The following is a 15,962-nucleotide window of genomic DNA, read 5'->3' as shown; positions in this document are numbered from 1 at the left end:
TTTTTTCTCTTATCCTGCATCATTCACACCACAGTTAATTACGAACTACTTCCATAATTTCGGTATACTCAAAATCGTTGGGACTTTGCCTGATTAAAGAATATCTTTCTTTACCTAACTGAATATAATCTTGCTCACAATCTGGTTTAGAAGAATAATAATTCAGCACATATTCTCTCCCAATCATCTCCGTCATTTCCTCTTCCACCTCACCCCGCCATTGAGTCTTAGTTACTAACACAATTAACTGATTAGCTAATTCAGGAATTTTCGCTGCTATACGTCTACGTGAGGTTTCATCCAAACTACCAAAGGGCGAATCCATGACTATGGGAAAAGTACTACTATCAGGAAGCATCATCATTTTGCGCTTTTGACTCCATTCCCTCACCTTATCCATAATACTAGTAATAAAAGATAAACTGAGAATTTGGTTTTCCCCAGTGGAAGATGCAACTGGTGCTTCTATACCCGCAGTATATTCTACTAAAGTCAATTCATATTTTTCGCTAATTTTGGGAGTATATGGTTTGACTGAAAGCAGATTGAATATCTCTTGTACTCGCTTTTCCAGTTGCAGACGAAATTGTTTTTCTTGCCGATTTTTAACTTCTGTTAAGCGTTCAATAGCATCTTGAGTAGCATGAATGCGGCGCTGTGCTAATATTTGTTTTGCTTCATTTAGTTGCTGTTTAGATATTTGTTTAGCTAAAGCATCAAGTTCTGTTTTTAATTGGATAATTTGCTGCTGATTTGCACCCTGTTCTCTATTTAATTCATCAATATTAAGTTCTATTTCGTCTAAACGTTTTTGCAAGCTGCTAATTTCCTCATTAGTATCTTTTCTGAGTTTATCTTGAATATTATCTAACTCATTCTCCACTTGAGATATTGTGTCCCTTAACTGTTTAATCCTGGCTTGTTCTTTATCAACTTCTTCCCAAAAAGCCGCTGCTTGTTTATCGATTTCATCTACTTGAACAGCCATACGAATTGCTGTTTCTTCCACTACTGAAGAACCTGCTTTAACTAACCAGGTTTGAATATGTTTATGATGAGCAGTACCAATGCTTAAGTCAGCACCACAAATACAGCGTTCAGATTTTAATAAGTCATTCAGAAATTCCCGCGAAATACCCGACTTTAACTCACCTCTCTGCTTTAAATCATCAATAATTTTCCGAAATTGAGATGTAGTATCCGAAAGCATGACTGTATAACCCCGTGCTGAAATTATCTTTTTCAGGGCTTCTTTATTTTTCTTAAATGCTTCCTGGTTTTCTGCTTTCTGTAATTCTAAACTTTTCCATCTGTCTTGCAATTCTTTAGCAGCAACAAGTTCTAGCAAGCGGTTACTTGTCTCTTTCTTCAAAGTGTGTTGATATTCTAATTCTTTTTTAATTTCTGTTTGTCTGTTGGTGATGCGTTCACTCTCTTGTTCTATCTTCTCTTGCTGTCTGAGTAGCTGTTTCGTTTCTGCATTACCAATCGCTTTTAGTTCATTTTCCAAACTTTTTTTAGCTTCTCCTAGGTGTCTAATGGAACGGTTAATCACCTCCACACCCAAGAAAATTTTAGTCGCTTCGGCAATTTCGGCTTTTTTATCACATCGCACTATTTCCTCTATGCGTTCACCGTCAAAGAAAAAATACTGATGTAAACTTGCAGGTAAAATCTGATTAATGATATTATCGGGGTTTTGGTTTGGGATATACCATTGACCATCATCCTCACATACCCACATCCGTAACTCAGTTTTACTCGCTTCAAAGTCAATATCATTTTTATAAACTCGACAGGAACGTTTAACTCGATAGCGTTTACCTTCATGTTCCCAGGCCACTTCTACCCAACATTCCACAGCTTGACCTTTTTGAGCTTCGGTTATTGAGCGTTTATTAACTAGTTGTTCTGTGGAAGCAAAAGCAGCAGTAAATTTTTCATATAACACCCAAGTAAATGCATTGAGTAGACTCGTCTTTCCAGAACCATTATTTCCATGAATAATTGTGGTGTTACGATTATCTCCTACTGCAAGCAGTATTTCTGGTGTTGTGCCATAAAAGGAGCGAAAGTTGCACAGTTTAATTGAAGTCAGCTTCATCGCACCTCTTCCTTCACAATATCCAATATCTCTTCATTTATATGGCTATTGCTTTTCTTATCTAGTCTCCCTTTTTCTAACTTCCATACTCGCTCAATAATTTGTCGCACTTCTGGCGGTGCGCTGGTAATTGGTTCCTGCACATCCTCGATATTTGACTCTGAAAGCATTTGAGATTTTCAATAGGTTTTTTATATTCTATCTACCTGATTATATTTATCTTTTTGTTGTATTGCGAATTGATGGCGGAAAAAGGTTGATTTTCACAATTGTTTCTGCTAAAATTAGGTTAGATTTTCATCATAATGGGGTATTATGAAAATTTTTATTTGCAGTCACACCCGATTATAATTAACCTTATGATCATCTTCCCATATTACGCCCCATTTATTCCCCAACTTATAAAAAAAATTTACAATATACAACTAATTTTAAGTGGGTGAGATGTATCCGTAGCTGCCAAGATATTTTTTATATTACATTTGGTGTATTGTTTGTCTGGCATGGGGAAAAGGAAACCGCAGAATATCCCCCGTCAAGAAGGCACAATTTATGAAATATCTCAAGTCGCGGGAAAAAGGTTGACTTTCACAATTGTTTCTGCTAAAGTTAGGTTAGATTTTCATCATAATGGGGTATTATGAAAATTTTTATTTGCAGTCACACCCGATTATAATTAACCTTATGATCATCTTCCCATATTACGCCCCATTTATTCCCCAACTTATAAAAAAAATTTACATTTTTTTGGTTTTGTATGTAGATGTAAAAAGAAACATAGAAATATTGAGCGCCTGAGTCATGACTAAAATTCGTCAAATATCTAATAAACCATAACGCTTTTGTAAATGCAGTAACTGCATTCTGGCTTCCCCGGCGTTATCAGCTAAATCTGCAAACTCTACTAAGCGGCGTAATTCTTTCTTTAAAAGATTGCGTTCTACTTCTATGGTTTCCCGATCTAAATCAGGTGGTAAAACAATCATATCGAATATAGTGGCGCGTTCCTTGCCAATGTGAGGACGTAAAACTCGCCCCCGACGCTGAATAAACTGACGAGGATTTCCGGAACTGGATAAAATCACGGCGGTTTGAATAGCGGGAATATCAACGCCTTCATCTAAACAACGAATTGCGACTAAACCCTGTAACTCGCCAGTTTCAAATTGACGGCGTAAAACTTCTCTTTCTTTTAAGGAAGTGTGTGCAGTGTAAGTGCTTACTCTATAACCTAACTCTACACCTAGAATTTTAGCAACGGCTTTGAGTTGACGTAAGGATGAACGCTGTCCCGCTTCTTGGGAACCATCGCTACAATAAAAAAGAGTGTGAGTAGTTTCCCTGCGAGTAGTCATTAATTCTCGCAAAGCTGTTAATTTATTTGAAGCTGCACCAATTAACCTGGCGCGTTGCATTAATAATGGCTTTAAATCTTCTTGGTCTTCCAAGTTTTCCCCTTTGCCATTCTCCCGTTCTCTATATAATAGCGATCGCCCGATCTTTTTTGTCAGCTTTAAATAAGCTACGCTTTCCGCGTCAGTTAACTCGACGAGTACGGGATAATACAAATAATGTACCAAAGCTCCCTGGGCGATCGCATCCTTCAAGGTAAATTCTGGCTGAAGAACCGGTCCAAAATAATCAAATAACGATTGTGTACCATAATCGTCAAAATACCTTTCCGGTGTAGCAGATAAAGCCAGACGTAACCCCACGCGGCGGGGTAAATTTTCTTCTAACTTCGGTGCGCCTAAATTATGGGCTTCATCGCCAATAATTAAAGTTTTTGGGGGAAAATACTTGAGTTGAGATTGCAACCCATCACTGATTAATGTGGAGTTGGTAGTAATCACAGTGATAAATTTTTCCGCACCGGAACGCAGATTATACAGTTGCGTAGACAGTTGACTTTGCCAAGCGCGTAAATTCTCGAAAGCTAAAATAGGCTGTAAGTTAAACTTTTCACATTCTCTCCCCCATTGAGTGACAAGATGACGATAAGGACATACCACCAGCAACACTTGTAAATCAATCTGTTGGTATAGTTCATAGGCGATCGCTAATGCTGTAATAGTTTTCCCACTACCAGTAGCCATTTTCAGCGTACCTCTGCCATTGTTGGCAAACCAACTAGTGATAGCCTGGCGTTGATATTGCCGTAATTGCAAAGATACAGGCATGATAGGGTATCCTGGTGATGTTTGACCAGTGTGATAATTCCCCTTAGCTTCGCTAACAGATGGAACTTTTAGCTTGAAACTAGGTAGATGGTCTACTAGATAATTAGCCATTAGTCATTGGTCATTGGTAATTGGGAATCTTTTCTCCACCACCCAGTCCCCACTTAATAAACTCGCCACACCCCAACCAGTGAACCCTGGACTTCTACTTGGGTAGCGAGAACCTCAATAGGTTGATACTTAGGATTAGCAGGTTTGAGGGTAACCAGATCATCCCGGCGATAAAAACGCTTTAAAGTAGTGCCGTATCCATCAACTCTAGCAGCGACGATGATACCATTTTTTAACTGATCTGGTTCTAATACTGGATGCAGAAATACTAAATCCCCATCAGCAATTAAATCCTCAATCATACTATCACCAGCGACCCGTAAACCGTAGGTCTGGGGGGGTAAAGTAAGATGAGAAAAGTCTAAATAATCTATAGCATCAGTAAAAGGTTCTATTAAACCACCAGCAGCAATTGTACCTAAAATAGGGATACCCTGCTTCACGGGATGCAAAATCCGAATCGTCCGCGCCTTCCCCTCGTTCCAATCCAGATATCCTTTGGTACGTAAATGGTCTAAACGACTTTGAATTGGTGCTGGTGATTTCAGCTTCATTGCTGCCATCATTTGCCGAATTGAAGGAGAATACTGGTGAACTCGGATATATTCTACTAACCAGTCATATAATTCTTGTTGAGCTTCTGTGAGACGTTCCATAACCATAAATTTATGGGAAAGTAAATACAAATGTCTTGAGAACATTTGTACTACAAAATATCTGAGATAACAAGGTGTTTCCTTGGTGAGTTCAGAGTTGTTGAAAGGCAAAAGAAAGATGATGCTCTTAACTTTTGCCCTATACATAATTTTTTACTTTGCACCTAAGATACTAGCAAGCAAAGCTTTTTGGGCGTGTAAGCGATTTTCAGCTTGTTCCCACACTCGAGACTGAGAACCTTCAAGAACCGCTTCGGTGATTTCCTCACCACGATGAGCTGGTAAGCAGTGTAAAACAATTGCCTCTGGGTCAGCAAGACTTAATAACTGTTCGGAAATTTGGTAAGGTTGAAAAATAGGCAAGCGTTGATCTGCTTCTGTTTCTTGCCCCATACTTGCCCAAACATCAGTATAAAGTACAGCAGATTCCTTGGCGGCTAATTCCGGGTCATGAGTGATCAGAACTTCGGTTTTACCCCCTGCAATGGCTCTTGCTTGTTCTACAATTCCCAAATCAGGTTCATAGCCTTTAGGTGTAGCAACTCTCACATTCATACCAGCCAAAGCGCAACCCAGTATGAGAGAATTAGCTACGTTATTGCCATCGCCTACATAGGTCAAAGTTAAACCATTAACCTCACCAAAACATTCTTGAATTGTCAGTAAATCCGCTAGTATCTGACAGGGATGTTCTGAATCTGTGAGAGCGTTAATCACAGGAATTTTAGCATAACTAGCGAAAGTTTCCAAATCCTGCTGTGCAAAGGTGCGAATTGCCAAAATATCTAAATATCGATCTAATACTCGTGCGGTATCCTGTAAAGGTTCCCCGCGACTCACTTGAGTGACATTAGGGTTCAGATCAATTACCTGTCCACCTAGTTGGTACATTGCTACAGTAAAACTGACTCGCGTACGAGTTGAAGCTTTAGAGAATAACAAACCTAATACCTGATTACAATGCAACTTCAACTTTTGTGATTTCAGTTGGGTTGCTAGTTGCAGAATTTCTTGAAGTTCCTGGGGACTGAAGTCCGCTAGGTTTAATAAATCTCTTCCTATCAAGGCTGTCATGCTTCCGATTTGTAAAGAACAATAATTGATGTCTGTTCCTTTACCTAGCTGGGTAAAAAAAAGTACAGATTTAAAACTGTACCAAAAATTTTTGCATCCAGCGCAGTATTTGAATTAGTTTTTGCTATGTATATTAATTTATCAACTTTACCAGTCATTCAAATGACTATTTTTTCTAGTTACTGGCGCTGTGGTCACCCACTCCACTCATCTCCTGAGCAACGACATCAAGAAATTTTTTTGCTCTTGACTATAGACAATCTAAATATATATGCTATAATAGGTAATCGGTTGGGAAGTTAAAAACATCCCCATCCTTGCCAGCATAGCACAGCGGTAGTGCATCCGACTTGTAATCGGAAGGTCGCAGGTTCAAATCCAGCTGCTGGCTTTAAAAAAATCCCTGAGTATCAGCGCCATCACTCTTAAAAATACTGCCTAGCTAGAATGCAAGAATAACTTGGCAAGTGATCAAATAATTTAGCAATGTACACCCAGATGACAAAGTTTGACGAAACAGATACTAATAGCTTAAAGCTGAATATGTTTGTTTAAGCGATCGCCTTTTACAAAGATCAAAGCAGCAAAGCCCACCGGCTTTTAGCCCTCGGCTGAATGCGTAGCACCTCTAGACGCATTATACCCTATATGTAAAGTTTCATAACCATATTTTCAACTTTCCCTGACAAATATCCTTAATATTGAGTAATTTAATCCCTAAATCCCCCCCATGGGTGAAGTTGTCTTGCAATTACTTACAGATAATCATTAAAAGTCAAGTCAGTAATTGTTAAGATAGAAATTATTACATGGCTAATACAGATGGAAACCAAGAGCAGCAACTACTACCAGCGCTGATGTCACGGAACTATCGTCTGTTTTTTGCCGGACAAAGCATTTCCTTAATTGGATCATGGATGACACATATTGCTACAATCTGGCTAGTGTATAACTTAACCAACTCCCCAGTTATGTTAGGAGTTGTAGGATTCGCTAGTCAAATTCCCAGCTTTTTTCTAGCGCCTTTTGGTGGAGTCTTTGTAGATCGTTTTTCGCGTTACCATACCCTAATTGGTACACAAATATTTTCCATGGTTCAGTCATTAGCCTTGGCAGTGCTGGCATTAACTGGTACTATTCAAGTATGGCATATCATCGGCTTAAGTTTGTTTCAAGGATTAATCAACTCAGTCGATTCACCAGCAAGACAAGCATTTGCGCCAGAATTACTGGAACATAGAGAACACTTAGCTAACGCGATCGCCATAAATTCAACTATAATTCATGGGGCACAATTAATTGGCCCAGCCCTGGGAGGTTTACTGATAGCAACGATTGGTGCAGCTTATTGTTTCTTAATTGATGGATTCAGCTATATTGCTGTTATCATTGCATTATTGGCAATGGATATAAAACCCAGACAAATTGTAGTGACAATTGGTAATCCCTTCCAACAAGTTGCAGAAGTATTTGTTTATGCTTTTAAATTCCCAGCAATTAGATGCATACTATGGCTATCAGCTTTAGTTAGCTTAATGGGATTACAATATACAATTTTACTGCCAATTTTTGCAGAAAAAATTCTCACTGGTAGTGCCAAAACCTTGGGACTTTTAATGACAGCATCTGGAATAGGAGCTTCAGCAGGTGGTATTTATTTAGCTACCAGGGTAAATATACTATTAATTGGTAAATTAATTGTCTTAGCACCAGGAATTTTAGGAATCAGCTTGATGGCTTTTTCATTATCTCGGTATTTACCACTTTCCTTATTTATCATGTTGTTTGTTGGCTTAGGAACAATGTTACAAATTGCCGCCAGCAACACATTTTTACAGACAATTGTAGAGGATGATAAACGCGGAAGATTAATGAGTTTATATACAATGTCATTTTTAGGAATGCTACCTCTAGGAAACCTACTCGGAGGTTTCTTGGCTAATCGCATCGGCACACCCAATACATTAATGGTGGATGGAATAGTTTGTATTGTAGCTTCTGTTTGGTTTTACCACAAGCTACCACTATTAAAACAATCAATTGTCGCAGTTTATCAGCAAAAAAGAACCATACTCAGGAAACAACCTACCAGATAAATCATGAAAAAGTATGGCTTAGAACCTATTTATAAAGTAAATATAGGGTTAGGGAGGGGTCAAACAATAGTTGATACACTAATCATGACTTTCCAAACATCCTCTAACGCACCAATTAATTGATGCGTTAAGCGTTGCTATAACGCACCCGACAATTTAAGGTTTAGTTGATAAATCATCATTGAGGGGAGAAGAATCTAGTATTGTCACACAGTGAACCTCACCCCCAAGCATTTCGCCCCCTCAATGATGCAGCTAGAGACAAAAGTCCCCAGTCACCAATCTGTCTAAGCGTCTTCCCGCAACTTATCTAAAACACTGCGATCTTCTAAGGTAGAAGTATCACCAGAAACCTCCTGACCAGCTGCGAGACTGCGCAACAAGCGCCGCATAATTTTACCGGAGCGGGTTTTAGGTAAAGCGTCGGTAAAGCGAATTTCCCCCGGACGTGCGATCGCTCCAATTTCCTTGACAACGTGCTGTTTGAGTTCTTTACTCAAATCCTCACTCCCCTGATATGTTCCTTCTAAGGTGACAAAAGCTACAACTTCCTCACCCTTGACTTCATCAGGTTTACCGACTACTGCAGCTTCTGCAACTGCTGGATGAGAAACTAAAGCCGATTCTACTTCCATAGTTCCCAGGCGGTGTCCTGATACATTCAACACATCATCGACACGACCCATAACCCAGAAATAGCCGTTTTCATCTTGTCTAGCCCCATCACCAGCAAAATAGATATAATTACCATCTTTGGGGGGGATATGTTCCCAATAAGTGCGGCGAAAACGTTCTGGATCACCGTAGACTGTCCGCATCATTCCCGGCCAAGGATAACGCACCGCCAGATAACCGCCTTCGTTCTTGGGTACGGTATTACCTTCTAAATCCACTACATCTGCAATAATACCAGGAAAGGGCAGGGTTGCGGAACCGGGTTTAGTGGGAATTGCACCCGGTAGGGGTGTAATCATAATACCACCGGTTTCTGTTTGCCACCAAGTATCCACAATTGGGCAACGCTCACCGCCAATGATTTTATGATACCACATCCAGGCTTCTGGGTTAATGGGTTCCCCCACTGTTCCTAACAACCGCAAAGAAGATAAATTGCGGGTTTTGGGATGGTGTTCACCCATCTTGATAAATGCCCGAATTGCCGTAGGTGCTGTATAAAAAATGTTCACACCATATTTCTCAATTACATCCCAGAAACAACCAGGATTAGAAGCCCGAGGCGCACCTTCATACATTAAAGTAGTTGCACCATTGGAAAGCGGACCATAGACTATGTAGCTGTGACCGGTAATCCAACCCACATCAGCAGTACACCAGTATATATCTGTATCTTGTAGGTCAAATATCCATTTGGTGGTGATGTGGCTATATAAATTATAACCACCAGTTGTATGAACAACACCCTTTGGTTTGCCAGTGCTACCAGAAGTATACAAAACAAAGAGCATATCTTCACTATCCATGGGTTCGGGGGGACAGTCTGCACTGACACCTTGTTGTAAATCATGCCACCAATGGTCGCGCCCTGGTTCCATGTGGATTTGTTGACCTGTGCGTTTAACTACTAACACATCTGTCACCGAGGGAACAGTACCATCTGCTAGGGCTTTGTCTACCTGGACTTTGAGGGGAACAACTGTATCTTTACGCCAACCACCATCAGCAGTAATTACTATTTTGGCTTGTGCATCATTGAGGCGATCGCGCAAGGCCTCCGCACTGAATCCACCAAATACCACGCTGTGGGGTGCGCCAATTCTCGCACAGGCTAACATAGCGATCGCTGCTTCGGGAATCATCGGCATATAAATACCAATGCGATCGCCTTTTTTCGCCCCCAATTGTTTCAAGACATTGGCAAACTGGCACACTTCCCGATGTAATTGAGCATAAGTCAGAGTCCGGGAATCCCCCGGTTCCCCTTCCCAAATCAGCGCCGCCTTATTTTTCCGCCAGGTGGTCAAGTGTCTATCCAGACAATTATAGGAAATGTTAATTTTACCACCCACAAACCATTGCGCAAAAGGCGGCTGCCAATCCAACACTCTATCCCATCCTTGGAACCAGTGCAGCTGTGTGGCTGCTAGTTCTCCCCAAAATTCTTGTGGGTCAGCTTGGGCTTGAGCATACAGCTGCTGATAGTCTGCCAAACTTTTGATATGGGCGTTCTGAGCAAATTCCTTGGCCGGAGAGAATGAGCGCTTCTCTTGCAGGATTGATTCTATGGTCGGCTCAGACATAATTTAAATTTTGTTTCGCTAGTAGATTTATGACTTAAAACTATTGTGTACTCGAATTTATCAAAAATTGCTTTGATTTTGGTGAAGTGATACAATATTTTCACTAAAAGCACTTCTACTCTCCTGGAGTGAAGTACAAACAAAATTTAAAAATTACAAATGTAAACATATCAACACAAATCTTAAAAAATACCTATGCTCAGAGAAAGTTTAGATACTGCTAACGTCACAATTGTTTTCATATCCACAATAGAATAGAATATACAATGTATGTTTGTTGTTTTGGTAAATTAAGTTATTTGTCGATTTTTCACCGAGGGCATTAGTGATTGAAAGTAGGGTATCGTTTGCAAGCACAAGAGATTAAGGAGCAGTTAAAATCCCTTATCGAGCAAGCCTCCTCGATAGACCCTAACTTGTCCAAAAAATTAGATGAAATTAATCGCTGGGTAAAAGATATTAAACCAGGGACCCTCACCGCCAAACCATTTGTTCTCGCCTTTCTCCTAGAAGTAATTACAGATTCTAGGATTTGGCTAATGATTAAATCATCACCTTCGGAAGAGGAACAAAAAGCTAAGTTCGCTCTGATGACACCTAATGAGCGCTATTGGTATAGCTATCTTTTTCCCAAATGGATCAATGCCAATGACTCCAAATTTTACATTTGGAAACAAAAACTCATGGCAGGTGAATTTAATCAGGAAGATGATGATATCATTAAAGCTATAGCCCAAGATATTGTCCAGCGTGAAGGTGCTGTTTGGAAGCGTTATATTGCCGACCTGTCTATGGCCACAGATTTGATTGTTAGTAGTCGTCAGCACAAACCACTGTGTATTCAAATTACCAGTGTGTCAGAAGAGTTTAACAATCAAAAGTACCATTTTTGGCAAAATACACTGCACTCCTGGCAGATAGAAAGAGGAATATTTTTAAGTTACAATCCGAAACAGGCCGATTTCATTAAGCAGTTAGTCAACATAGCACTGTACAACAGTGACTATCTTTCTAGTGGCAAGTATTTAAAATTTGATTGAACCTGTCAAAAATTCAATAATTCTAGGTTTGTGTTCGTCCCCTACCTACTCATCTTATTACAGCTTCTATGGCTCACAAACAAGAAACTCAAAGCTACGAAACTACTGTGGAAGAATTTGCTCAAGCTTTGACAACCGCGAGGAAAATGCAGCACGACTGGTTAACTTATGGGGTAGATTTTGTGAATTTTTATGTTGAAGATGCACAAAGTGATTGGTTGGAAAGTTGGGGAAATGATGAAATTTTAGCCAATAAATTATTAGACGCAATTAAAGAGTTTTTAGTCAGTGATGATAGTGTAGCTATCAGAACCAGAAAACAGTTAGGTGAGCGTTCTCTGTTTGATTTAGCAGTCAATCTAGAAGTATGTTTGAGAATCGCAGCGGTAGATGACCGGTTATCTCTAGTGAGAAATCTGTTAGAGGGTGAGGAGAATAACCTTGACCACAATCATGAAGATTTATTAAACTTGGCAGGTAGTCTGTTGGAAAAATTGGTCAGTATTGGTCAGTAAATAGCTAAACCAGCGATAATTTCTGAACTCAAATAGGATGAGTATTTGACATAATCACCGATCTTGAAGCTCGGTGATTCATGACAGTTCACAGTAACTCGCTGCCGAAGCAGTCTTATAGTCAGTCCCTGTCAATTTAAAGTCGTGCCGATGCCCCATGCCGACTATTGCATTTTAGCTTTTTGTGGTTTTTTAGGCAAGTTTTTTTCCAACAATCAAGAAAAGCCGTCGTAGAACAACGGGGTTTTAAACCCTTTTTTTCGATAATGCTTAATTAACCCTATGGGTAAAGCGATCGCCCGGATAACCGTACCATGCTAATGTAGCAGCAACACGTTAAGCTGGATAAGAGTAGCACTGTGTTGCTCTGTTGAGATAATTTCAATCCTCCCAGCTTGAAAAACCCGGAATGCTAGACCAAATTTTTGATTATCTTCACTTTAATTTCAGCGTTGAAGCTCCCATAGTTCTGCTGATATTGGTGTTTTTAGAGGCGGTACTATCTGCTGACAACGCCATCGCCCTGGCGGCGATCGCCCAAGGACTAGAAGACAAGGAACTAGAACGCAAAGCCCTCAATTTTGGTTTAATTGTTGCCTATGTCCTGAGAATCAGCTTAATTCTCACTGCTACTTGGGTACAGAAATACTGGCAATTTGAATTATTAGGTGCGGCCTATCTACTGTGGTTGGTATTCCAACACTTTACCTCAGAAGAAGACAAGGACGACCATCATCACGGACCACGTTTTAAATCGTTGTTACAAGCGATACCGATAATTGCATTCACAGATTTGGCATTTTCTTTAGATAGTGTCACAACTGCGATCGCAGTTTCTCAAGAAAAGTGGCTAGTGTTGACGGGTGCAACCATTGGAATTATTACATTAAGATTCATGGCGGGATTGTTTATCCGGTGGTTAGATGAATTTAAAAATCTCGAAGATGCAGGCTATATTACCGTGGCATTTGTGGGTTTTCGCCTGTTGTTGAGAGTAGTAAATGATAACTTAGTCCCACCAGAATGGTTAGTAATTTCTGCGATCGCCCTAATTTTAGCCTGGGGATTTTCTGAGCGGAATGTGATTTCAGTTCCGGAAATAGAACCAGAAAAAAGTGAAATATCCTGAGGAAGATGGGGGAGAAAGATTTTGTTAATATCCTAAATTCTCCCCCCCTACCTCTTCTCATTTCCTAGTCTTTAATTTACTCTTTTAACCAAGGTGTTAAATGTGGTTGCCAACTGACTAGTTCTTCATCTTTAAACCATAAGGCTATTTCCCTTTGTGCTGTCTCTAAGGCATCAGAACCGTGGATAAGATTGCGGCCAATGTTAACACCAAAATCTCCCCGAATTGTCCCAGGTTCTGCTGTTAGGGGGTTGGTTGCACCAATAATTTTTCTGGCCGACGAAACAACGCCTTCACCTTCCCAAACCATAGCTACAACCGGTCCAGAAGTGATAAATTCGACCAAACTGGCGAAAAATGGACGTTCCCGGTGAACGTCATAATGCTGTTCTGCCAATTCCCGGCTAACGTTCATAAATTTTAAACCCACAAGGGTAAAACCTTTAGTTTCAAAGCGACCGATGATTTCCGCCACCAGTCCACGCTGTACACCATCAGGTTTAATTGCTAAAAATGTGCGTTCCAAAGCTATCTCCCAAAACTGAATACATGATATTAATCATTTGCCAGGGGTGTTATATTCAGTCATCAAGATTTCATCGATGACTAATTACCCATGACTACTGACCAATCAGAGTGTATCTCAGAAATTATCTGTGAGTGCATATCTGTTGCCAATGTAATGCGCTAAATTGTTAATTCGTGGGTGAAATACAGAGGTCACGGAAAATGGGTGCTGAGTTAACTGCTACATCTCAAGAGGTGGTCATGCCTTCTCATGGACACAAATCAGAGCTTAAAGGTCAAAAACCAAAAAAGCTTCTACCACCTGGAAATTTAGCTCATTCCTGGAAAATTGAGGATAGTGAAGCACTATACCGTATACAGGGTTGGGGAGAACCGTATTTTTCTATTAATGCCGCTGGTCATATTACAGTTTCTCCTAAGGGCGATCGCGGCGGTTCTTTAGATTTGTTTGAATTAGTTAACGCCTTGAAGCAGCGTAACTTGGGACTACCGATGTTAATTCGCTTCTCGGATATTTTGGAAGACCGCATCGAGCGCTTAAATGCTTGTTTTAACAAGGCGATCGCCCGCTATAACTACCCAGGGGTGTATAGGGGGGTGTTTCCGGTCAAGTGTAACCAAGAACGCCATTTAATTGAAGATTTGGTCAAGTTTGGCAAACCGCATCAATTTGGCTTAGAAGCCGGTTCTAAGCCAGAATTGATGATTGCCCTAGCCTTGTTGGATACACCAGGATCATTGCTCATTTGCAACGGGTATAAGGACAGAGAATATATCGAAACGGCCATGTTAGCCCAACGACTAGGTCAGACTTCCATTATTGTCTTAGAACAGGTGGAAGAAGTTGATTTGGTGATTACTGCTCACCGACAATTAGGGATTAAACCAATTGTGGGCGTGCGTGCCAAACTGAGTACCCAAGGGATGGGACGCTGGGGAACTTCCACCGGCGATCGCGCTAAGTTCGGTTTAACAATTCCTGAAATTGTAGCAGCTGTTAACAAACTACGTGCAGCTAATTTGCTGGATTGTTTACAGTTAATGCACTTTCACATTGGCTCACAAATTTCAGCCATTAATGTCATCAAAGATGCCATCCAAGAAGCTAGCCGTATTTACGTAGAGTTAGCCATGTTAGGGGCGGACATGAAATACCTAGATGTTGGGGGCGGATTGGGTGTAGATTACGACGGTTCCCAAACCAACTTCTACGCCTCGAAAAACTACAATATGCAAAACTATGCTAATGATATTGTAGCCGAGTTAAAAGATACTTGTGGCGAACACCAGATACCCGTACCAACACTGATTAGCGAAAGTGGGCGAGCGATCGCATCCCACCAGTCAGTACTAATTTTTGATGTTCTGAGTACTAGCGATGTACCGCTAGAATTACCAGAACCGCCCGAAGAAGAGGAATCACCCGTAATCAAATACTTGTGGGAAACCTACCAATCCATCAACCAAGAGAATTATCAGGAATTTTACCACGATGCCACCCAATTTAAAGAAGAAGCCATCAGCCGTTTCAACTTAGGAATTTTGCGCCTCCAAGAACGAGCCAAAGCCGAGCGACTTTACTGGGCTTGCTGTCAAAAAATTCTGAACATTACTAGACAGCAGGAATACGTACCCGATGAATTGGAAGACCTAGAAAAAATAATGGCTTCCATTTACTACATTAATCTTTCAGTATTTCAATCAGCACCTGATTGTTGGGCAATAGACCAACTATTCCCCATCATGCCAATACACCGCCTAGACGAAGAACCCATCCAAAGAGGAATTTTGGCAGACCTTACCTGTGACAGTGATGGCAAAATAGACCGCTTTATTGACCTACGCGACGTCAAATCAGTATTAGAACTGCATACCTTTAAGCCCGAAAACCCCTACTATCTAGGGATGTTCCTCAACGGAGCATATCAAGAAATCATGGGTAATCTACACAACTTATTTGGAGACACCAATGCCGTTCATATCCAATTGACACCCAAAGGTTACCAAATTCAACACGTTGTCAAAGGTGACACCATGAGCGAAGTGGTCAGCTATGTGCAGTATGACTCTGAAGATATGGTAGAAAATATTCGCCAGCGTTGTGAAAAAGCGTTAGAAGAAAAGCACATTACCCTAGCTGAATCTCAACGACTGCTACAAACCTACGAACAAAGTCTAGGAAGATACACGTATCTGAATAGCTAGGGAGTAAAAACCAGAGGGACAGGGGAAAGGATGGTAACCTTCTAATCATCAACCCCCAACCCCCAG

The 15,962-nt window shown here is 40.5% G+C and carries 12 protein-coding genes and 1 tRNA gene; 6 read left to right on the top strand and 7 right to left on the bottom strand.

Features of this window, described 5'->3' with window-relative positions:
• Nucleotides 1-34: 34 nt before the first annotated feature.
• The 5 genes from AC6IZ0_RS16300 to argF all read right to left on the bottom strand — a co-directional run bounded on the left by AC6IZ0_RS16300 (nt 35) and on the right by argF (nt 6,125).
• Nucleotides 35-2,104, bottom strand: a complete 2,070-nt coding sequence (locus AC6IZ0_RS16300; protein ID WP_497723875.1) for an AAA family ATPase — start codon at nt 2,102-2,104, stop codon at nt 35-37.
• Nucleotides 2,101-2,274 carry a hypothetical protein gene (locus AC6IZ0_RS16295; protein ID WP_497723873.1) on the bottom strand — a complete coding sequence of 58 codons (174 nt, stop codon included), beginning with the start codon at nt 2,272-2,274 and terminating at the stop codon, nt 2,101-2,103. Before AC6IZ0_RS16295 ends, AC6IZ0_RS16300 begins: the two co-directional genes overlap by 4 nt.
• Before the next feature lie 645 nt (nt 2,275-2,919).
• Nucleotides 2,920-4,395, bottom strand: a complete 1,476-nt coding sequence (locus AC6IZ0_RS16290; protein WP_271730475.1) for a DNA phosphorothioation system restriction enzyme — start codon at nt 4,393-4,395, stop codon at nt 2,920-2,922.
• A 53-nt stretch (nt 4,396-4,448) separates the two neighbouring features.
• A complete protein-coding gene (gene lexA / locus AC6IZ0_RS16285) occupies nt 4,449-5,051 on the bottom strand; it encodes a transcriptional repressor LexA (protein WP_280792174.1) in 603 nt (200 codons plus the stop codon).
• Between the two features lie 153 nt (nt 5,052-5,204).
• The gene (gene argF / locus AC6IZ0_RS16280; protein WP_497723870.1) at nt 5,205-6,125 is read right to left on the bottom strand and encodes an ornithine carbamoyltransferase; all 921 of its coding nucleotides are present in this window, start codon (nt 6,123-6,125) and stop codon (nt 5,205-5,207) included.
• Between the two features lie 319 nt (nt 6,126-6,444).
• On the opposite strand from argF, the gene AC6IZ0_RS16275 reads away from it, so the two are divergent.
• Nucleotides 6,445-6,516: transfer RNA gene (locus tag AC6IZ0_RS16275), tRNA-Thr, on the top strand.
• A 418-nt stretch (nt 6,517-6,934) separates the two neighbouring features.
• Nucleotides 6,935-8,221, top strand: coding sequence for an MFS transporter (locus tag AC6IZ0_RS16270; RefSeq protein WP_497723869.1), 1,287 nt, complete (start codon nt 6,935-6,937; stop codon nt 8,219-8,221).
• A 287-nt stretch (nt 8,222-8,508) separates the two neighbouring features.
• Here the strand turns inward: AC6IZ0_RS16270 and acs are convergent, their stop codons facing one another.
• Nucleotides 8,509-10,479, bottom strand: a complete 1,971-nt coding sequence (gene acs / locus AC6IZ0_RS16265) for an acetate--CoA ligase (protein WP_497723867.1) — start codon at nt 10,477-10,479, stop codon at nt 8,509-8,511.
• A 347-nt stretch (nt 10,480-10,826) separates the two neighbouring features.
• Between acs and AC6IZ0_RS16260 the strand changes: the two genes are divergently transcribed.
• The 3 genes from AC6IZ0_RS16260 (at nt 10,827) to AC6IZ0_RS16250 (ending at nt 13,163) form a co-directional block, all read left to right on the top strand.
• Entirely contained in the window at nt 10,827-11,519 is a 693-nt protein-coding gene (locus AC6IZ0_RS16260) for a hypothetical protein (protein ID WP_497726083.1), read from the top strand.
• 68 nt (nt 11,520-11,587) lie between these two features.
• Entirely contained in the window at nt 11,588-12,034 is a 447-nt protein-coding gene (locus tag AC6IZ0_RS16255) for a hypothetical protein (RefSeq protein ID WP_497723866.1), read from the top strand.
• Nucleotides 12,035-12,443: 409 nt separating this feature from the next.
• Complete coding sequence (locus AC6IZ0_RS16250) at nt 12,444-13,163, top strand: TerC family protein (protein WP_497723865.1); 720 nt, start codon at nt 12,444-12,446, stop codon at nt 13,161-13,163.
• 76 nt (nt 13,164-13,239) lie between these two features.
• On the opposite strand, the gene ndk is transcribed toward AC6IZ0_RS16250, so the two are convergent.
• Entirely contained in the window at nt 13,240-13,689 is a 450-nt protein-coding gene (gene ndk, locus AC6IZ0_RS16245) for a nucleoside-diphosphate kinase (protein WP_497723864.1), read from the bottom strand.
• A gap of 203 nt (nt 13,690-13,892) precedes the next feature.
• On the opposite strand from ndk, the gene speA reads away from it, so the two are divergent.
• On the top strand, nt 13,893-15,896 hold the full coding sequence (gene speA, locus AC6IZ0_RS16240; protein WP_271730463.1) for a biosynthetic arginine decarboxylase: 2,004 nt from the start codon (nt 13,893-13,895) through the stop codon (nt 15,894-15,896).
• The last annotated feature ends 66 nt before the right edge of the window (nt 15,897-15,962 follow it).

The sequence above is a fragment of the Anabaenopsis sp. NIES-4685 genome, assembly GCF_059725405.1.
The sequence above is the reverse complement of the archived record's forward strand: the minus strand, read 5'-3'. Positions and strand labels throughout refer to the sequence as shown.